Origin of the sequence: Halobacillus sp. BAB-2008, assembly GCF_000328325.1 — a bacterium.
GTDB lineage: Bacteria > Bacillota > Bacilli > Bacillales > Halobacillaceae > Halobacillus.
Genome location: NZ_ANPF01000013.1, coordinates 15906 through 36196 on the forward strand (window position 1 = coordinate 15906; position 20291 = coordinate 36196).

The following is a 20291-nucleotide window of genomic DNA, read 5'->3' on the forward strand; positions in this document are numbered from 1 at the left end:
TAAAACCGCAGAGGAATTTTCCCCTGCGGTTCTTCCTTTAATTATACAAGAACATTACTTTTTTCAAATTTTGGAATCCAAGCCCCGTGCGCATCTATGAGCTCATCGCAAAGAGAGACGATATCATCGAGCGACAGCTCTGCAGCCGTATGAGGATCGAGCATCGCGGCGTGATAGATATGATCACGCTTGCCGGTGATAGCTGCTTCGATCGTCAACAGCTGGGTATTTATATTCGTGCGGTTCAAGGCTGCCAACTGCTCCGGCAAGTCACCGATACGGCATGGAGTGACACCATTTCTATCGACAAGACAGGGGACCTCTACGACCGCCTTGTTCGGAAGATTTGAAATAAGTCCTCCTGTATTTAATACATTACCATGAAGGCGGAACGGACGATCTGTTTCCATCGCATCGATGATATAGGAAGCATATTCATGTGTCCGCTCATGGGTCAAATTCGAATTATGCACGACTTCCTCCCTCATCTTCTCCCAATCGCTGATCTGCTTCACACAGCGGCGAGGATATTCATCGAGAGGTATATGGAACCGCTCAATCAATTCCGGATAACGACCTTTGATAAAGTACGGATGATACTCCGCATTATGTTCCGACGATTCCGTCACATAGTATCCGAAGCGGTTCATCAATTCAAAACGCACCATATCATCATGTTTCTCTTTCTGCTTTTCCTGTGCACGCCTTTTGATTTCCGGATAAAGATCTTTGCCGTCCTTCTTCACTTCAAGAAGCCATGCCATATGATTGATGCCGGCAATTTTCCACTGGATGTCCGTATCATCCATATTTAACGATCGAAACAATTCGGGTACTGCTGCTTGAACGCTGTGGCAGAGGCCGACCGTTTGGACGGAAGTGTGGTGGAGCATTGCCCCTGTAAGCGCGGCCATCGGGTTCGTATAATTAAGGAAGAGAGCGTCTGGACAAACTTCCTCAATATCCTGAGCAAAATCCATCATTACCGGAATCGTGCGCAAAGCACGGAATATCCCGCCAATCCCCACCGTGTCTGCAATCGTTTGTCGCAGGCCGTATTTCTTCGGAATGTCGAAGTCGATTACGGTACTTGGCTTATACCCTCCAACTTGAATCGCATTGATGACATATTTGGCGCCACGAAGAGCTTCTTTACGATCCGTATAAGCTTTCACGGTCACGGTACTCCCCGTACTCTCTTTCAAGTTTTTCAACATTCGCTCCGACTCACTCAACCGCTGCTGGTCGATATCGAACAGGGCAAATTCAAATCCTTGAATACTTGGAGTGAGCATACAGTCACCAAGTACGTTTTTAGCAAAAATCGTGCTCCCAGCACCTAAGAATGTAATTTTAGACATGATATATTCTCCTAACTCTTAATAAATTAGCCTTTAATTGATCCTGAAGATAGACCAGCGACAAAATACTTCTGTAGAAATAAAAACAGAATCGTCATTGGAAGCATGGACATAAGAGCAGCAGAGGCGACCAGATTTAAGTTGTTTTGATTCTGCCCGAAGAAGCCGGCCAAGGCTACCGTCAGTGTCTGTACTTCTTTATCCTGAAGGAAGAAGATTGCAAATTGATAATCATTCCAGATAAATACACAGGAGATGATTAATACCGTCGCGGTAATCGGCTTGAGAAGTGGAAATACAACACGGAAGAAAATCATCAACGTGTTGGCCCCATCCATTTTTGCTGCCTCTTCCAGCTCCTTCGGTACAGTCGACCGGATGAAGCCCGCATATAAGAAAATCGTCAAAGGAAGAAACGCAGCCAAGTTATTCAGAATGGCAACCGTCCTCGTGTTCATCAACCCGATATCCACGACCAGCTGGTACAACGGAACAAGTGCAGTCAATGGTGGAATAATCATGATAGCGATAAAAAGAAAATAAACGAACTTATTCAATCTCGTATTCAAACGCGCCAAAGGATACGCTGCAAGCGAGCCAAAGATAATCAACAGGACGGCTGCACATGCAGTAATCATCATCGTATTAAAGAAGGCTGTACCAAGACTCGCTGTTTCCCATGCTTGGGTAAAGTTCTGGAAACTCCACGATTCCGGTAAAACCCAACGCGAACTGAAATCGTTATTCGCTTTAAAAGCTGTCGTTATGAAAATGTAGAAAGGAATAAGGTGAACGATCGAGATGACGATGGCCACGATCGTCCATAGTTTCTTAGATTTCTTCCCGGAATCATTCACGATGCATCGACCTCCTTACGCTTGAAGTAGACAAGAGCGAGCAGACTCAATATCAGGATAATAAATGCCATCAGCACACCCTGGGTCGCTGCATAACCGGCATCCTGTCTGTTGAAGTAAAGCGAGTACATGAATGTCGACATCGATTGCGAGGCGTTTCCCGGGCCACCGTTCGTCAGTGCCACGATCACATCGAACAACTTTAGTCCGCCAATGATATTTAAAACCATATTGATAGTGATGGCGGGCATCAACAACGGCAGGGTAATGCTCTTGAATTTCTGAAGAGCGGATGCTCCATCGATATTCGCCGCTTCGTAATAATCTTTAGAGATCCCCTGAAGGCCGGCTAAGTATATGATCATCGCAATTCCAACGAACTGATAAGTATTCACGAAGACAATGATCCACGGGTTCAAGTCAGGATTACCGAGCGCATTGACACTCTCCATTCCAAAGAGCATCAATACATCATTCAACGCCCCATTCTGATATGCGAAGAAGAAATACCAAATGTAACCCATGACAAGGGGGCTGATGATGACAGGTAAATATACAATCGTTCTCGTCACTGCCTTAAAACGGATGCTTTGGTTAAGCAGAAGCGCATAAAGCAGACCGATCACATTTTGAAAGATTGTACTTCCGATACCATATAGCAGCGTATTCTTTACAACGAGCCACGTATCCGGGTCTTGAAACATTCTTGTATATTGCTCGAACCCCACCCAGTTTTTCGTCTGTGAGAACCCGTTCCAATCTGTAAAGGATACGCGAATCCCGTTCAGGAACGGATACAGGATAAACACAGATACGACGAGGAGGGCCGGTAAGTACATCCACCAAAGGGACCCGGATCTGCTTTTCTTCTGTCGTTTTCTCTCTGAACGATCTTGCTCCTTAACGAGCGTCCTTTCTGTTTTTCGAACCATTTCACTCATGATATCCATCTCCTATAATAGATGCTGGATTTTCAAGGAGGGTTGTCACCCTCCTTCTATTCTCTCAATCTTGTATATTCTTCGGACATTTTCTCTGAAACTTCCTTCGGACTCATGGAATCGGACAACAACTCCTGGCCTGTAGCCCCCATAACATCCCACATGCCGCTCGGTAGATAGATACGGTCAAAATAAGGCTCGACCATCACACCTTCATATTTGTCATAGTATGCTTTGAAATAGTTGTCTGCATCGATGCCGGTCAATCCAGCAGGCAGAGAGGTTCCTTCCGCTACTTTCTTGGCAACTTCCGGACGCGCCAGGTATTCAATGAATGTCTCCGCTTCTTCCATGTGTTCCGTATTTTTTGAGACAGCGACAGTATGACGCTCGCCGCCGATCCAGCTTGGTTCATCTCCATCATGAATGATCGGCATAGGAATAACTCCGACCTTAACATCAGGATTAAGCTCTTCTACAGCTGTCCCGATGGAGCCTCCGCCAAACACAAAGCCAATCTTTCCTTGCGCCATCAATTGTGTACGCTGTTGTATTTGAGCTGTCAATACATCTTTATTCAATAACTCTTCATCTTTCATTTCCTTCAATTTTTCCGGAAGATACGTATAGTTGGACCAGTCAAACGTGCCATCCAATAGTTCTTCTTCGTAATTATTCTCTTCGTCTGTAACCAGTAACGGTGTTGCAAATTGATCGAAATATTGTCCGAAAGCAGATTTGTCCGAACCATTAACCCAGAGCGGCGTCACTTCTCCACCGCTTTTCTCTTTAATAGTCTCTAAAGCTGCCATGAACTCATCAAATGTCGCAGGAGGTTCGATTCCATACTCCTCCAGTAAGTTCTCGTTATAATTTATTCCATCTTTCGCCTGATTTAATGGATACGCATATACCATTCCATCCTCATCCTTAAGAATGGTATCAAGAGCAGGATCCAGTCGTTCCACCCACTCCATATCACTTAGATCAGCCACATATTCCCCATACCTTTGCTGTGACCAACCATGGGTATCAAACAGATCCGGCATATCGTTTGCAGCCATTTTTACACGGATCATATCTTCATATCCACTCCCCGGATAATTGTCTTCAATGTCGATGTCCGGATACTCTTCTTCAAATTCTTTGATGGTTTCCTGTAATACCTGCTTATCTTCTTCCGTAGTCGCCGTCGAATAAAAAGTAAGTACCGTTTTATCCCCATCTCCGCTGGCAGAGCTGTCTGAGCAGCCGACAAGGAAAACACCTATAATGGCTATGACAATAAGGCTGTACCATCTATTGTTCATCGTTGTTCCTCCTAAATGTAGTCATTCTTTACCCATACGAGCGAAACATTTGATTCCCTTATAAGTAATCCGATATACTTTAAGCGCTGAAGCTGATCCCTAAGCAAGACAGTCTTCAGCTGTTTACCACTGTGCATCTGCCTGTCCTTCCCAAAACAGGTGGATGTACGAATCATTTCTTTTCCCCCAAGGCCTCACCTCCTTAAAGCTGTAAAGGTATTAGGATATCCCCTTTTTTTGCAAATCCCTTTTCCTGCTCCCACAGCTTTCACGAATAATTAATTCGGTAGGAAGAACCACCTTCATTGGGATGTTGCGGCCTTCCAAGCGGTCGATCATAAGCTTCACCCCGGTCTTCCCCATTTCTTCTGTATGCACTCGAACTGTAGTAAGTGGTGTGCTCGCATAGCTAGCCAACTCGATATCGTTGAACCCTATGATCGCTACATCATCAGGCACTTGATAATTGTTTTCTTGAAGTGCCCGCAGCGCGCCGACCGCCATCGCATCACTGGATGCAAACACTGCTTCCGGGACTCTGCTGCTCTCAATCATCTCTTTCATCAGCCGATACCCCTCCGAAATACGGAACTGCCCAACCAAACATTTTTCTTCAGCGAATAGCCCCTTTTCCTCCATAATCTTTCGAAACGTCGCTTTTCTTCCTTCTTCCAAATCTTCCGTCCTGTCCACGAAATGCTCTACTTCCTGTCCACCTATGAAACCAATATCCTTATAGCCAAGTTCAAGCAGGTGTTCAACCGCCTGTCTGGTTGCATGTTCAAAATCAATCACTACCGCATCGTACACATCATCGTTCGTCGAATGGTTTATATAAACGACATTCTCCAAATGATCCGTAAGCGCCCTCAGAAGCTCTTCACTTATTCTCCCGACAACAATCAAATTTTTGATTTCATCACTTATTTTTCCAGCCTTCAGTTGACTCAATCGAAGAACCTCTGCCAGATCCAGCCCTCTCTTTTCACACTCACTTTCCACCCCCTGTCTTATATGGATAAAGTACGCGTCATTCAATTCCTCTTCAAGGGAATGGCAGATGAGAACACCTACTTTCCCGGGAATTGTCTTCGAAGTATTCGTACCTTTTCGTTCCTGCACAGTCTTATAACCTAATTCTTTCGCTATACTCAATATTTTTGATCTCGCCTCCGGTGAAACGGAAAGCGTCGTATCATGATTTAACACTCTTGAAACGGTGCTGCTTGAGTAATTGGCACGCAAAGCTATTTCCTTGATCGTAGTCATGAATTACTCCCTCTCCAAACATTAGTAAAACTTTAGTAAATATTATCGTTACATGAATAATACCAGAACAGTTAAGCGCTTTCAATATTATTTTCAGAAAAATCAAACGATTATTGCCTGGTTTTGTCACCTTTCTCTCCCTGATCTATATCCACCCGATAATTACCTCTAATAAACTTTAGTAAATTTACGCATAAAAAAAAGCTTCCGGGGTTAGCCGGAAGCTTTTCTTAAGTACTTATTTTTGAACGTTAGCCGCTTGTGGGCCACGGTCGCCTTCAACGATTTCGAAAGAAACTGTTTCGTTCTCTTCAAGAGTTTTGAAACCTTCGCCTTGGATTGCAGAGAAGTGTACGAATACATCATCTTGACCTTCTACTTCAATAAAACCGAAACCTTTTTCTGCGTTGAACCATTTAACTGTACCTTGTAACATATTGTTACCTCCTGCGTGGAATAAATCCACATTGTATTACTATTATTGCTCTGCAAATTCATTCAAGACGAAAGTGACTTAACAGTTACTTAAGCTTTCATTCGTAAACGAACAAGAATAATTAACTTTAACTATATAGGATCTTAGGTCATCTGTCAAGCGCCTGTGGATTTTCTTTTTAATATCCATTCTTTTAAACCATAACCTAAGACGTTTACTTCCAATAATATCAATAAGAAAAATGGCATTGTATCCGGAAAGAATTCTTGTTATTATAGTCTCTATTATCAAAAAACTTCAACAATTATTACACCAAGAAGGAGCTATACTCATGGAAAAAAAGATCCCTTTTTCAACCTATGCCGTCATCGGCACGATGCTGTTCGGAATGTTTTTTGGAGCAGGGAACCTCATCTTCCCCATCCAGCTCGGACAGCTGGCGGGTACAAACTTCTGGCCGGCTTTAATCGGTTTTCTGGTGACGGCGATCGGCCTTCCTTTCATGGGAATATTGGCCATCGGGTTATCCGGAAGCAGTGGTCTGCGTGATCTTGCCGGAAGGGTTCATCCCATCTTCGGTCTCGGATTCGCAGCAGTCCTTTATTTGACGATCGGACCATTCTTCGCTATTCCACGGACAGCGACCGTACCTTTCGTCGTCGGTTTCGAGTCCTTTATTCCGGAAGGCCAAACCACCCTTTGGCTTGCTGTTTTCAGCTTTGTGTTTTTCGCAATCGTCTATTATTTCTGCCTGAATCCCGCAAAAGTGATGGATTACATCGGAAAATATCTGACACCGGCCTTTTTAGTGTTCTTATTCCTATTAATTATCGTAGCACTTGTCAGACCGATGGGCAGTTTCCAGCCACCATCCGGAGACTACACTGATCTTGCCTTTATGACCGGATTCACGGAAGGATACAATACAATGGATGCTCTTGCTTCCCTCGCCTTCGGTATTGTTGTCATCCATGCTATTAAGAGCAAAGGCATCACGGATAAGAAAGCTGTCGCCAAAGCGACTTGGAAGTCAGGAATTTTCGCCATGGGATTGATGATGCTTATTTATGGTTTAATCACCTACATGGGCGCTTCAAGCGTTATGTCCATCGGCTTGTTCGACAATGGAGGCGTCATATTCGCTGAAGTGGCTAAGCATTACTTTGGATCGTTCGGAGCTGTTCTTCTCGGTATCATCATCGTTCTTGCATGTCTAAAGACAAGCATCGGCTTAATTGCTGCGTGCAGCGAGTTCTTCCACGAAATTGTACCGAAAGTCAGCTATAAAACATTTGTGTTTCTGCTTTCTTTCGTATCTTTTTTAATTGCAAACCTGGGATTGACAAAAATTATCCAATTCGCAGTTCCTGTGCTGATGTTCTTATACCCTATCGCCATTGTCCTGATTTTACTCGGACTCGCTTCTTCGTTCTTCGGTAATAAACAAAAAGTCTATACCGTTTCCGTTGCTTTCACATTCTTCGTCAGCGTCATCGACGGCTACAATGCTTTGAAAGACAGCCTGCCGAATGCCGCTGTTTCGTTTCTTGATGTCGTGGACAGCGCCTATGCGGCCTACCTTCCGTTTTATGATATCGGCCTTGGATGGATCGTTCCGGCAGTCATCGGTGCTGCCATCGGTTTACTTTGGCCCGGGCACAATGATAGAGGACATACCGTTCCCGTTGATGCATGACCATCCAACTTTACGGAAGAAAAGGTTTATCTTAAAGAAACAAAACGCACCAAAAGCCCGCGCTTTTGGTGCGTTTTTCTATTCCTGTTCCCTTTTGTTTCCATGATGGAGCATCGACTCCTGCAAGACGCATAAGCTTTCGAATGACACCGTCATGGGTGTCATGCTTTGAGCGTCGTCCACAAACCGTGCCAGCAATAGGTCACTTCATCCGCGTTTCCTGTCAACTTCTGAGTCAGCCAGCCTAACAAATCCCTTCCATCTCTGTCCAGTTTCTCCATTGGGACAATCCCCCGACCTGTCTCCAAAAGAATAAATACGACCGAACGTCCGGCATGCCTGACGTCCTCGACGAAGGTGAAAAAAAGTTTCTTTACCTCCTCCAGCGTCATTCCTTGCTGAAGGGCTTCTCTGATCCATACCTCGAACCCTTCGAGAACAAGCGTCCCGTCATGCACAGTCTTCCATTCACACCATTGCCGGGATTCATAAGCACTCACCCAATTTAAAGAAGGGAAGTGTTCTCGGACGTATTTTCGTTTTCCTGAACAGGCACCTCCGACCACGACGTGCATGACCATCCCTCCTCTGATTTACTAACTCTAAAATAGCAGCCTTTTCCGTGTGGCGGACTTATATCCCAGAAGGATGCTTCCGGATGAAGGTGTTGATATAAAGAACGAATAACTCCCCCATGCGTAACGAGAAGAATCTGATCATAAGAAGATGAAACCATTTCCTTTAAAAAAACACCCACCCGATCGTGGAACTCAGGAAACCGTTCTCCTCCGTCAGGACCGGTATTCTGCCAATCTTTTAACCACCTCTGATAAGAAGGATCCTGGACAAGGTCTTCGTGTCTTTTCCCCTCCCATTTTCCGAATGAAATCTCACGAAGACGGACGTCCTTCCACCCTTGCAGATCCGGCCTTAAATAGTGGAGGGTCTGCAGGCAGCGCCTCCTGTCACTTGTGAAGCAGGCATCAAAAGCGACCGTGGATAAGCTTTTTTTCAACTCAAACATCTCTTCCATCCGCTCTTCCATTACCGGTTCGTCCAAATGGCCGATATAGCGCTTCTCTATATTTGCCTTCGTCAGCCCATGACGAACCACATACAAATCCAAAGTACGAACAGCCCCCATAATTCTCCCCCCTCTATCGTTAATCCGATTAAATCTCCATTTACGCCACGGAAGTTCCTGACAATCCACCAACGTAAGATAAAGTAGTAGACGGCATAAGCTGCCATGAGAACGATCGTCCAAATGGATAACGCTCCCACACATACAACGACACCTACACCTATGATGACATCCCTTCGGTCCATATGTTTCTTCCACTCGAAAGCGAGACCCTTCTCCCGCATCAATGGAAGCTGATACAGAACGATCAATGCCGCTGCTCTGCTTAACGCAGGGATGAAGAAGATAGAAAAGAGCAGATTCTTATCAAGTCCATAAACGAACAGGCCGAAGATGAAGCTTGTTTTCCATGCCAGATGGAAAACGAGCGCTAATATCCCGAAACTCCCAACGTGGGGATCTTTCATGATCTCCCATTTACCTTCCAGTGGCTTGTTGGATCCTTTCGCATCGGCTGCATCCATCAGCCCGTCGAGATGAAGGCCGCCGGATACATATACCCACAGGGAAATGACCGCCAGCCCGCCAAACCATATAGGAAAGTAGAGCACCGTCCCCCACCATAGGGCTGCGAGCAGCATACCAATGATGAAACCTGCGATTCCATAAGATCGAAGAGCGCTTTTGATTGTCCTTTGTTCCCATGGACATTCGATGGTAAGCGGAATACGCGTCAAAAACTGAATGGCGAGAATCAAACCGTAAACGCCCGTCTTCAACCTATTCCTTCTTTCCAGGAAAGAGGGATGCCGGAAATGACCTGAAACGCTTCATCGGCTTTAGCTGCCAGGAGCTGGTGCACGTCCTGAAGGGTTCTTATGTATTCCATGACAGAAGGTTCCTGCACCGGAGTTCCCTCATTGACATCGTTGGATACGAAGATAAGCTGCAGCCGCTTCTCACGACCGATTCGCAGCAGTTCCTTAACCTTTTCCAGAATCATGCCCAGGTCCTCCTTTTCGTCATACATTAAATGACTGACCCATATGGTGACACAATCAATCAGCACAGCAGAACCCTCTTCCACATTCATTAAGTCCCCTGCTATATGAACCGGCGCTTCCATAGTGCGCCACTCTATCCCACGATCTTTGCGGTGCCGTATAATCCGGTCTTCCATTTCTTCATCCACTACTTCAGCTGTCGCAACATAAATAAGCTTTCCTGTGCTGGATTTAACCTTCGCCCTGCTCTCAGCAAAAGCGCTCTTGCCGGAACGGGCGCCTCCAGAAACGAACGTCACTGTCCCTTCCAAGCTGCCAGCACCTCCAACAGTCGATCGTTTTCTTCCTTCTTTCTTACAGCCAGCCTTATATACGTTCCTTCCAGTCCGGAAAACGTATGGGTGTGACGCGGAATGATTCCATTCTTAACCAGATAAACGAACAAAGGGTCGGAATTTGCCGCGGATGCATCCTTCAACAGATAGAAATTAGAAACAGATGGTGAAACCGTAAATCCAAGTTCATGCAAAGAAATCACTAATCGCTCCCGCTCTTCCTGTACGAAACGGCGGGTTTTATGTATATAGTCGGTTCGAGCGAGCAGATCGGGCAGTAAAGAAGCAACCACTCCGTTTACACTCCATGGGATCTGCACCCCGGCAACCCGCTTGATTTGTTCGGGTTGGGCCACTATGTACCCAAGGCGAAGACCCGGAACCGCATAGATTTTCGTCAAGGAACGCAGGATAATCAAGTTTGGAAAACGCTCCATTAACGGGAGGATATTTTGTTCCTCCAGCGGAAGGAAGTGAACAAAGGCCTCATCGACCACCACTGTCACCTCGGACTTTTCCGCTTCTTCAAGCATTTGTATGAGCGGATCAATCGGGATTATTGTACCCGTAGGATTATTAGGTCGACAAAGAAAAAGCAGGTCTGTTTGTGGGATCGCTGTCAGCACTTCCTGCACGGGAAAACCAAAATCCTCTTTTAAATTAAGACGCGTCACATCTATTTGATATGCTTCACATGCTCGTGCATACTCGGAGAATGCCGGCTCGATGATCAGCGCGGATTTACCCGCAAACAGATGTGCCACGAGGAAAATCGCTTCTGCTCCTCCGTTAGTAAGGCGAATCATGTCCGGTTCGACCAAGAGCGCATCGGCAAGCTCCTGCACTTCGCTGCGGTAATCAGGATCGGGATAGACATCCAAGGTACGGAATGCGGCAGCCAGAGAAAGATCGGGCGGTGGTCCCAGCGGATTTAGATTTGCACTGAAGTCCATCACCTTCTTTTCCCCCATATCATATCGTTTCATTATTTTTAACGGATTCCCGCCGTGTTCCGGCCATTCTTTCATCCTTTTCCTCTCCCTCTATCAGAAATAGTGAGTGATACCAATGACTATACCAACAAGTGCCAACACCACCACCCATGTAACGTGCATATACCGAACGGTTATTAATATGTCCGCCGCCTTCAGCTTCCTTCCTGCTGTTCCAAGCTCTGCACGGTAAGAAGGAATCCCTTCATAGAAATTCACACCTCCGAGACGGACACCGAGAAGCCCGGCACACATAGCTTCCGGAAATCCGGCATTCGGGCTCGGATGCTTTGCCGCATCCCGCCGTACGATGACAAGACCATTTTTACGCCTTGAATCTCTGACATGAAAAGAACCAATCCACATGGCTGCCGCTGTCACCCGTGCAGGCAGCCAATTGACGATGTCATCAAACCTGGCGGATGCCCAGCCGAAATTAAGGTAGCGATCATTCTTATAGCCGACCATCGAGTCCAATGTATTTGCTGCACGATAGGCGAACGCAAGCGGTCCGCCGCCGATCAGTGCCCAAAGAACTGGGGCAATGACTGCATCGACCGTATTTTCGGCAACAGTTTCCACGGTACCACGCGTCACTTCGTTTTCATTCAGAGCTTCCGTATCCCTGCCTACGATCCAGCTGAGCTTTTCCCTGGCGGCTTCGATATTCCCGGCGCTTAAAGGCACCAGCACCTCATAAGCGGCCTTCTGAAGCCCTTTGATGGCAATAGTGGAAGATACAATATACCCTTCCACCAGAAAAGCCAGAACCGGATGGACCGCTTCCGCCAGAGTAATCAACACAAAGCTGATACTTGCAGCCCCTCCTACGATGACGATAACTAGCATTACACCCTTCTCCCTAAGACGTTCACCATTGTTCCACTTACCTTCAAGCCGACCGATAAGCTTTCCGATTCCGATTACCGGATGGGGAATCCACTTAGGGTCACCAATCCATAAATCCAGTCCTATTGCAAAAAGCAGAATATAGTAGTGATAAAGCCAGTCCATCAACGGGATCCCCTTTTCTCATATTTATCGAGGGACTCCCTTACACCGCGGTAGACAATTGTACCGATTGCCTGCCCGACGGCCGTCCCTGAGCCGGCATAGGGAGTCAGTGCCCCTACCTGTGTGGAGGCGACGACGGTACTATCTGTGGATGTACCGGTCGCTGTCGATCCCGTCACTGGATCCAGGACAGACCGGTCTGCCAACGCTTTCACCTTAGCTTCTGTCACGGATTGAACGGCATTGACGAGGGCACCGTCTGTCAAATGAGCATCAACAAAAACCATAATGTTGATCGTCCCCGGCTGGATTGCACACAGTTCTCTTCTTCTAGAAATATCGACCGCATTACCGACTCCTGCCGTCACAACAGCCATTACACCGATACCCTGAACGTTTTCTTTACAGATGACATAGTCCTGCAGATGGACAGCGGTCATCATTCCAATTGTTTGAGCGGGATCGACGCCTCTTGTTTTCATCCAGCTGATGACATCCGTTTCCGGTTCCCGGCAGTCGTAGGATAAATCTACATGAAAATTACAAAAGTCCGTAGACCAGCCGATACCACCGCCAATGACGCTGTTTGCCATCGTCCGAAGCGGCCGGGTAAATTGGAGATGTATCCATTCCGCATTTTGAATGATTTGATAATCCGGGATCGTACCCGTCTCCTGATTGGGTGTTACCACGATTTGTGACTTCGGTATTTCCGGGTGATAATGATGATGGACAGGAACATCGTACACTTCCTGCAATAAATCCTCCTGCTGCAGCAAGGACAGATCCCCTGTTGCGACAAGTTTCCCTTGCTGCAGTAACCCGACATCATCTGCGAACAACGCGGCCGTATTCAGGTCGTGGAGGATTGCCACAATCGTCAGATCATGATCCCGTTGATGCTTCTTCAAATGTTCCAGCATGACGACTGTATGCTTGATATCTAAATGGTTTGTCGGCTCATCCAGGAAAAGGATCTTCGGCTGCTGCGCCAATGCCTTTGCGAGCAGAACCCGCTGTTTCTCTCCACCGCTCAAGGTACGGAACGGTTGATTCTCATAGCGGCGGACATCCGTCTCTTCCATTACAGCATCCACGATACGAAGATCTTCTTTCGTCGTGTGCTTTAACCACCCTCGTTGATGAGGATATCTTCCAAGCGTAACGATTTCTCTGACCGTAAAGTCGAATTCCACATACGATTCCTGGGAGAGCACAGCCATCATTCTTGCCTTTTCCCGGGGAGAAAACGTATGCAGAGACCTGCCGAACAGTTGAATAGTTCCCGTCGCTGCCGGCAGTATCCCTGTAATTAATTTAAGCAGGGTCGTCTTTCCGCTTCCATTCGGACCAAGCAATGTAAAGAACCGGCCGGTTTCAATCGACAAATCAATATCATGGACAATCCGTTTGCCTTGATATCCTCCTGATACACCTTTCATCATTATCATGATTCGTTCCTCCTGAATCGCTCTCTGATCATAAGTAAAGCAAAGATCGGTGCGCCGATCAGGGCGGTGATGACACCAATCGGCAATTCTTCCGGTGCCACAATCGTCCGTGCAAATAAATCGGCGAGAATCAGGTAACCACCGCCGGCAAGCGTGGATAACGGCAGGACATGGCGGTGGTTGGGCCCAACAAGCATTCGGATGAAATGAGGGATGACCAGTCCGACGAATCCTATTTGTCCGGATACGGCGACGGCAGCCCCTGTCAACAGCGATGCGCCGACGATGACCATCACTTTCCCTCGATTCACGTGCACTCCCAAGTGTTCGGCAGACTCCTCACCAAGCGCCATCGCATTTAATTCGCGCGTTTTGAACAGGAGAAGCAGGACCCCAACGACGAAAAACGGAAGAAGCAATTGGACATGACTCCATCCCCGCATCCCGACATTCCCCATCAGCCAATAAAGAATCTGCCGCATATCTTCTCTTGAACTCAAGGCAATGATTAAGGAAATGACCGCACTGATGAAAGAACTAACGATAATACCAGCCAGAATGATCGTCTCGATCGCAAGCGTTCGATTGGCCAGGTGGGTCACCCCGAAGACGATAAGCATCGTGATGAATCCGGAGATAATCGCTACAACCGGCAGCGTGAATTCGCCTAGAAACGAAATCGTAATTTGGAAATACAGCACGCATACAGCACCGAGGGCGGAACCGGACGAAACGCCGATTGTGTACGGATCAGCCAGCGGGTTCCTCAACAATCCTTGGAAAGCAGCACCTGCAATGGAAAGGGAAGCACCTACGAGAAGCGCCAGCAGTACCCGTGGAAACCGTATTTCCCAAATGATCAGTTCGGTGGATTTCTCGACTGTCTCTTCCCGCAAAGTAATCCCGAGCGTTTTATTAAGCAGAAGATCGAGGACAACCGGGATCGGGAAATCGACACTGCTGTTTAAAACGCCAAGAAGGGTCGCACCAAGTACGAACCCTCCCAACAAGATGTACATCCACCCGATCTTATTCAGTAAATACTTCTGGATAAATGAGCTTTCCAAGCGTCTCTACTCCATCGATCAAACGCGGTCCCGGACGCGTCACCGTATCGTTATTCACATCGAAGACCTGTTCCTGCTTCACGGCAGGAACTTCCGCCCATCCCGCTCGGTCAAGCACCTGCTCCTCAGGATTATCGACATAGTAGCCGTAAGTGGTGATGATGACATCAGGATTCTTCTGGACGGCTTCCTCTTCCGTCATCTTCACCCAACCTTCCTGGTCGGCAGCCGTATTTTCGGCATGGATCGCCTCCAGCATCTCATTCATGAAGGTTCCTGTACCGGTTGTATAAATATCAGGACTAGGAGCGACCTCCACCCAAACCCGTTTCTTTTCCTCGACAGCTTCTGCCTTCTCTTTGATCTTCTCCAAGCTGGACTGCATGTCGCCTACAAGCTCATCCGCTTCTTCGGATGCCCCTTCCACATCACCAAGCAGTTCGATATGGTCATATACAGCATCAAAAGACTCCGCACTGTCGACAACAACAACGTCGATACCGGATTCTTCGAATTTATCTAGAATATCGCGATTATTCTCCTGGTGGAAATCTGTCACCAGCGCAAGATCCGGATCTAAAGATAAAATCTTCTCCACATCCATTTCCTGAGCTCCAATTTTTTCTATATCATTTGCTTCCTCCGGATAATTGCTGTATGTATCGACACCAATCAACTTATCGCCCTGACCGAGCGCAAATGTAATTTCTGTGTTGCTGGGTATTAACGATACGATCGTCTCCGGCTCCTCTTGGATCGTAACTTCCTCTCCGCTTCCGTCTGTGACCGTGACCGGGAAGTCGGCAGAATTTCCCTGCTGATCGGTCGTTTCCTCCGCACCAGCATCTGCGCCCTGCTCCGTTTCATTGGAATCGTCACTGCACCCGACAGCAAACATCAGAAGCATACCGATAACAAACGGCATGAACCAGTGTGTTCTTTTCATGTATCATTCCCCTCCCTATTTTTGCTCACAAAAAAACGCCATTCTCTAAGAAAAAGGCGGTCGTCGAAGGAGGCGGAATGATACACGCTGATAAATAAACGCACACATCACGCTCGTTCGAAGCAGACCTTTAACCCGAAAGTCTCTTCTCGAACACGTCAGGCAGGTCTCCTGGCTCCGTTTCATCGTCAAGCTGCCCTTCCCGTACAAACAGTGGCACGCAGCTTTCCTCAACGTTACAGTGGCGGGACCGCATCGGATTTACACCGATTTCCCTTTTCACCTACAGCATGTAGGACCTGATCGCGGAATATTCGAATTTTTGTGATGATTCTATTATAGAATCCCGTCGGAAAAAAGTAAATCTTGTCATATCCTTCATAGGGGCCCTGCTTCTGCTCCTATCTACGCTGGTACTGCTCCATTATGTCTTCCAGTCTATCTACGTCTAAAAAACCTGTGACGTGCGCTGCTAAACGATCATAAGCTTCCAACCGGAGTTGTTCATACAACACGTGCGCTTCCGCCTCCTGCAATCCTTTTCGTTTCCTAAGCTGGTTGAGAAACAGGTGGCGGAACTTGTCGTTATGGAACACACCGTGAAAATACGTCCCATATGCTCCATCGCTTACGGAACCATCAAGGAAGGAATCGACATCCCCCGTCCTCTCTGTCTGTCCCATATGGACTTCATAGCCTTGAATATCCAGCTCTTCTCCCGAGAAATGAACCTTCATGCTTGAGCGAACCGTCCTTTTCTCTGTAAGCATTGTCGTCTTTAGTGGAAAAATCCCGATCCCTTCCACTTCGATGGCTTCAGATTCTACTTTTTGAGGATCATGGATCTTCTCCCCCATCATTTGATAGCCGCCGCAAATCCCGAAGATGATGGTTCCTTGAAGGTGAAGCCTTCTGACAGCGCGGTCCAACCCCAGCTCCTTCATGAACTGACAGTCTTCCAGCGTATTTTTCGTTCCGGGAAGAATGATCAAATCGGGTTTTCCCAATTCTTCCGGCTTCTGAACAAGCCGTACGTGGCAGTCCGTTTCAAACCGAAACGGATCGATGTCTGTAAAATTAGAAATGCGCGGAAGATGAATGACAGCGATATCCAAATCCTTGGCATCGTCGGGGAAACGGCTGTATTGATGGAGACTCAAGGAATCTTCCGCATCCATCGCAGCATCTTCCAGGAACGGAACGACACCCAGAACCGGGATACCTGCATACGCTTCAAACCAATCCAAACCGGGCTGAAGCAGAGACACATCTCCGCGGAATTTATTGATGATTACACCGCACACTCTCTTTCTATCAATCGGATCAAGCAGCTGCAGGGTTCCGACAAGGCTTGCAAATACGCCTCCTCTGTCGATATCCCCTACAAGGATGACTGGAGCATCCGCCATTCTTGCGATACTCATATTGACAAGTTCACGGTCGTTTAAATTCACTTCTGCCGGGCTTCCGGCACCTTCGATTACGATTCTGTCAAAACGACCGGCTAAAGATTGATAAGCTTCTCGTATTACCTGTTTGGCAGTCTCGTAATATTCCTTCCGGTACTCGGATGCTTTCATATTCCGGAGCGGCTTCCCATGGACGACAATTTGGGATTCATCATCCTTCGTCGGCTTGATCAATACAGGGTTCATCATCGTCTCTGCCTCGACACCGGCAGCTTCCGCCTGCACCCCCTGCGCGCGTCCGATTTCTCTGCCATCTATAGTGATATAGGAGTTGAGCGCCATATTCTGCGACTTGAACGGGGCGACAGCATATCCTTTTCGTGCAAAAATCCTGCACAAAGCCGTAACCATCATACTTTTCCCCGCATCTGAGTGTGTGCCCTGGATCATAATTGGTACGGCCTTCATGAATTGCGAACCTCCCTGCATTTATTCAGGAAAGCATCCACAACGGATGGGTTCGATGCAAAGTGTATATGCGTGTACCCGGCGACAATATTCTTATGAATGACTCCTTCTGTCCCTTCTCCGAATGTTCCTTTAACGAAGTAGGCCGGCGTATGCTCCTCATCCGGGCGATATACAGAATAGTGGAACTCGTGACCTCTTGCGGTTTCCCCTTCAGGAAGAAGAAAATTCCCGGGTCCTCCATGGATTTCCCTGTATCCGACAGCAGCCAGCTTTTCCTGCATATGCATGTCCCCGGAAATAGCCCCAACCATGGGATGTCCGTTGATGGCCTTTGTTAAAAACATGAATCCTCCACATTCCGCTAGGACAGGAAGCCCTTCTTCGACGCGAGCCAGGAACGCTTTTCTCATGTCTTTCTGTTCCGAGAGTCGTTCGGCATAAAGTTCAGGAAAGCCGCCGCCCAGATAAACGCCGTCCGCCACTTTAGGAATTTTCTCTCCAGCTAACGGAGAAAAACGAAGCACTTCTACACCGCGCGCCTCCAAAAGTTCGAGATTTTCCGGGTAATAGAAGTTGAACGCCTTATCCTCCGCAATCGCTATCTTAAGAGAAGAAGAAGCCTGCTGTTGAAATAACGGCGAAGGGGGAACCTCCATCCAAGGCTTATTCTCACTTATCTGCAGCAGTCGCTCCATATCTACGGTTTCCATGACGGCTCTTCCCATCTTGTTAAAAAGGTCATCCAGCTCTCCCCTTTCAATGGCTGGGATCAACCCAAGGTGTCGTTCCGGCATCTCTAAATCTTCCATTCGAGGCAGATACCCGCACACCGGGATGCCACACGCCTGCTCTACCGCTTCTTTGATAATCCAATAGTGCCCTTCGCTTCCGACTTTACTTGCAATGACACCGGCAATGTCCGTCGTGTCATCAAATAACTGGTATCCTTTCACGATGGCTGCGGCGCTTCTTGCCATCTTACTGCAGTCAACGACAAGAATGATAGGTGCATCAATTTTCTGACTGATTTCCGCGGTCGACCCTTGATTGGATGTCGCGTACTTACCGTCGTACAGTCCCATGACTCCTTCGACAATCGAGATATCTGCCGTGTCACTTCCTTTTTGAAACACTTCCGCCAACACGTCATCCGGAAGCATCCAACTATCCAGGTTCCGCGCCGGCCGCCCCGTTACCGCTTTATGAAGACTGGGATCGATATAATCCGGTCCGCACTTGAATCCCTGTACGTTCCATCCCTGCTGCTTCCATGCCGCCATTAACCCGAGTGTAATCGTCGTTTTACCGGCACCGCTGGCTGCGCCGGCTATCACCAAGCGTTTTCTCATCAATATTCAATGCCGCGCACCGCCGGCACTCCTTCATCGTAGTAATGCTTCTCGACGTGCACATTGGAAACAAGATCGGCCAGCTCCTTAATTTCCTCCTTGGCACTTCTCCCTGTAAGGACAAGATGAACGTGCTCCGGTTTATGGCGGATCAGCTCCTGCACTTCCTCCAATGGCAGTACATCATCGACCGGGAATGTGTCGATCGCCAGGGCATTGTTTATTTCATCAAGGACGACCACGTCATACTCGCCGGACATGACGGTTTGTTTCGCTTCCGCCCACCCGGACTTCAACGCTTCCCTATGTACATCCGGAGTTTTCAGCCAGGTGAACCCCTCTCCGAGCTGCACCATTTCCACACCCAGCTTCTCAAGCGCCTTCATTTCTCCATAGCTCCGTTTCTTCGATTTGATGAATTGGAGGATTTTTACGTTCATTCCCTGCCCGACCGCTCTCACCGTCAGTCCGACGGCAGCTGTTGTCTTTCCTTTTCCATCTCCGGTGTAAACCAGAGTCAATCCTTTCCGTTTTGCTCTTGCCATGTCATTCACTCCTTTTTATTTTTTCTGAATAATCACACAGAATCTCTATGATCATAGCAAAGGAACGACATTAAAAAAAGCAGGCGCCCTTTTCTTTCACACGAAAATGATGGACAGAGCGGGATTCAAGGCTGAACAATTTTTTTCAACAAAAAAGCAGGCCGCCGGCCTGCTTTTTATTTCTGCTCAGTCATGGAACTTCCTTTTAACGTAACGAAGCATTTCTTCCTTCCCGCCAGTGGCTTCATCTTCCTCCCATAATGTGCCTGAAAAGATAAAGCCAAGCTTCTCCAACAAGCGGGTCGATGGTTCATTCTGAGGATGTACTTTGGCTTCCACCTGCTCCATCCCCCAGCGATGAAACGCATGATCTACAAGAGTGGAAACTACTTCTGTACCATAGCCCTGCCGCCAGTAAGCCTTGGCGATCTCATACCCGATTTCTACTGTTCCGGCACTATCGTTCACCGCATTATAACCACAGGACCCGATGATACGTCCTGCTTTTTTAGTCTCGAGGGAATAACGAATGGCTTCTCCCTTTTCAGCCAGTGCATTCATAAGAGCGATCATACGGATGGCTTGATCCCGGCTGGAGAATGGTTCGATATTCATAAATTCCGCAACCTCCGGATCGGACCATACAGCGAATAGGTACGGCGCATCTGCTTCTTTACATGGACGCAGATGTAATCGTTCGGTGTACCATTCTTCTATCAATCTCTTTCTCTCCCTTCGCTTCTGTTCTACTCCT

At 47.4% G+C, this 20291-nt stretch carries 20 protein-coding genes and 1 riboswitch; of the genes, 1 reads left to right on the plus strand and 19 read right to left on the minus strand.

The genetic code is table 11. The features are described 5' to 3' along the window. Positions 1–41 precede the first annotated feature (41 nt). The 6 genes from D479_RS03795 to D479_RS03820 all read right to left on the minus strand — a co-directional run bounded on the left by D479_RS03795 (position 42) and on the right by D479_RS03820 (position 6174). Entirely contained in the window at positions 42–1361 is a 1320-nt protein-coding gene (locus tag D479_RS03795; RefSeq protein ID WP_008633842.1) for an alpha-glucosidase/alpha-galactosidase, read from the minus strand. Positions 1362–1387: 26 nt separating this feature from the next. Further along, positions 1388–2218: a carbohydrate ABC transporter permease gene (locus D479_RS03800; protein WP_008633843.1), complete on the minus strand. Its 831-nt coding sequence runs from the start codon at positions 2216–2218 to the stop codon at positions 1388–1390. Then, on the minus strand, positions 2215–3159 hold the full coding sequence (locus tag D479_RS03805; RefSeq protein ID WP_008633844.1) for a sugar ABC transporter permease: 945 nt from the start codon (positions 3157–3159) through the stop codon (positions 2215–2217). Before D479_RS03805 ends, D479_RS03800 begins: the two co-directional genes overlap by 4 nt. A 56-nt stretch (positions 3160–3215) precedes the next feature. Then, on the minus strand, positions 3216–4469 hold the full coding sequence (locus D479_RS03810; RefSeq protein WP_008633846.1) for an extracellular solute-binding protein: 1254 nt from the start codon (positions 4467–4469) through the stop codon (positions 3216–3218). A gap of 219 nt (positions 4470–4688) precedes the next feature. Further along, complete coding sequence (locus D479_RS03815) at positions 4689–5738, minus strand: LacI family DNA-binding transcriptional regulator (RefSeq protein ID WP_008633849.1); 1050 nt, start codon at positions 5736–5738, stop codon at positions 4689–4691. Between the two features lie 238 nt (positions 5739–5976). After that, entirely contained in the window at positions 5977–6174 is a 198-nt protein-coding gene (locus D479_RS03820; RefSeq protein WP_008633850.1) for a cold-shock protein, read from the minus strand. 331 nt (positions 6175–6505) lie between these two features. Between D479_RS03820 and brnQ the strand changes: the two genes are divergently transcribed. Next, on the plus strand, positions 6506–7870 hold the full coding sequence (gene brnQ, locus D479_RS03825; RefSeq protein ID WP_008633854.1) for a branched-chain amino acid transport system II carrier protein: 1365 nt from the start codon (positions 6506–6508) through the stop codon (positions 7868–7870). A gap of 161 nt (positions 7871–8031) precedes the next feature. Here the strand turns inward: brnQ and D479_RS03830 are convergent, their stop codons facing one another. The 13 genes from D479_RS03830 to D479_RS03890 form a co-directional block, all read right to left on the minus strand. Next, positions 8032–8445: a bifunctional adenosylcobinamide kinase/adenosylcobinamide-phosphate guanylyltransferase gene (locus D479_RS03830; RefSeq protein WP_026578673.1), complete on the minus strand. Its 414-nt coding sequence runs from the start codon at positions 8443–8445 to the stop codon at positions 8032–8034. Then, positions 8376–9014 carry a histidine phosphatase family protein gene (locus tag D479_RS03835; RefSeq protein WP_008633858.1) on the minus strand — a complete coding sequence of 213 codons (639 nt, stop codon included), beginning with the start codon at positions 9012–9014 and terminating at the stop codon, positions 8376–8378. Before D479_RS03835 ends, D479_RS03830 begins: the two co-directional genes overlap by 70 nt. Next, positions 8966–9733 (minus strand): adenosylcobinamide-GDP ribazoletransferase, encoded by a 768-nt coding sequence (locus D479_RS03840; protein ID WP_008633860.1) that lies wholly within the window; start codon positions 9731–9733, stop codon positions 8966–8968. The genes D479_RS03835 and D479_RS03840 overlap by 49 nt, the downstream gene beginning before the upstream one ends. Then, entirely contained in the window at positions 9730–10269 is a 540-nt protein-coding gene (locus tag D479_RS03845) for a bifunctional adenosylcobinamide kinase/adenosylcobinamide-phosphate guanylyltransferase (protein ID WP_008633862.1), read from the minus strand. The genes D479_RS03840 and D479_RS03845 overlap by 4 nt, the downstream gene beginning before the upstream one ends. Further along, positions 10254–11321: a threonine-phosphate decarboxylase CobD gene (gene cobD / locus D479_RS03850; protein WP_008633863.1), complete on the minus strand. Its 1068-nt coding sequence runs from the start codon at positions 11319–11321 to the stop codon at positions 10254–10256. The genes D479_RS03845 and cobD overlap by 16 nt, the downstream gene beginning before the upstream one ends. An 18-nt stretch (positions 11322–11339) precedes the next feature. Beyond that, positions 11340–12299 carry an adenosylcobinamide-phosphate synthase CbiB gene (gene cbiB, locus D479_RS03855; RefSeq protein WP_008633871.1) on the minus strand — a complete coding sequence of 320 codons (960 nt, stop codon included), beginning with the start codon at positions 12297–12299 and terminating at the stop codon, positions 11340–11342. Further along, positions 12299–13750, minus strand: a complete 1452-nt coding sequence (locus D479_RS03860) for an adenosylcobinamide amidohydrolase (protein WP_008633875.1) — start codon at positions 13748–13750, stop codon at positions 12299–12301. Before D479_RS03860 ends, cbiB begins: the two co-directional genes overlap by 1 nt. After that, positions 13747–14817, minus strand: coding sequence for an iron ABC transporter permease (locus D479_RS03865; protein WP_008633876.1), 1071 nt, complete (start codon positions 14815–14817; stop codon positions 13747–13749). The genes D479_RS03860 and D479_RS03865 overlap by 4 nt, the downstream gene beginning before the upstream one ends. Then, the gene (locus D479_RS03870; RefSeq protein WP_008633879.1) at positions 14780–15763 is read right to left on the minus strand and encodes an ABC transporter substrate-binding protein; all 984 of its coding nucleotides are present in this window, start codon (positions 15761–15763) and stop codon (positions 14780–14782) included. The genes D479_RS03865 and D479_RS03870 overlap by 38 nt, the downstream gene beginning before the upstream one ends. Before the next feature lie 143 nt (positions 15764–15906). Then, positions 15907–16081: riboswitch (cobalamin riboswitch) on the minus strand. Positions 16082–16164: 83 nt separating this feature from the next. Further along, entirely contained in the window at positions 16165–17640 is a 1476-nt protein-coding gene (locus D479_RS03875) for a cobyric acid synthase (protein WP_008633882.1), read from the minus strand. Continuing rightward, positions 17637–18998 (minus strand): cobyrinate a,c-diamide synthase, encoded by a 1362-nt coding sequence (locus D479_RS03880; RefSeq protein ID WP_152413310.1) that lies wholly within the window; start codon positions 18996–18998, stop codon positions 17637–17639. The genes D479_RS03875 and D479_RS03880 overlap by 4 nt, the downstream gene beginning before the upstream one ends. After that, the gene (locus D479_RS03885; RefSeq protein WP_008633884.1) at positions 18992–19537 is read right to left on the minus strand and encodes a cob(I)yrinic acid a,c-diamide adenosyltransferase; all 546 of its coding nucleotides are present in this window, start codon (positions 19535–19537) and stop codon (positions 18992–18994) included. Before D479_RS03885 ends, D479_RS03880 begins: the two co-directional genes overlap by 7 nt. A 186-nt stretch (positions 19538–19723) precedes the next feature. Next, entirely contained in the window at positions 19724–20257 is a 534-nt protein-coding gene (locus D479_RS03890; RefSeq protein ID WP_008633888.1) for a GNAT family N-acetyltransferase, read from the minus strand. Positions 20258–20291 lie beyond the last annotated feature (34 nt).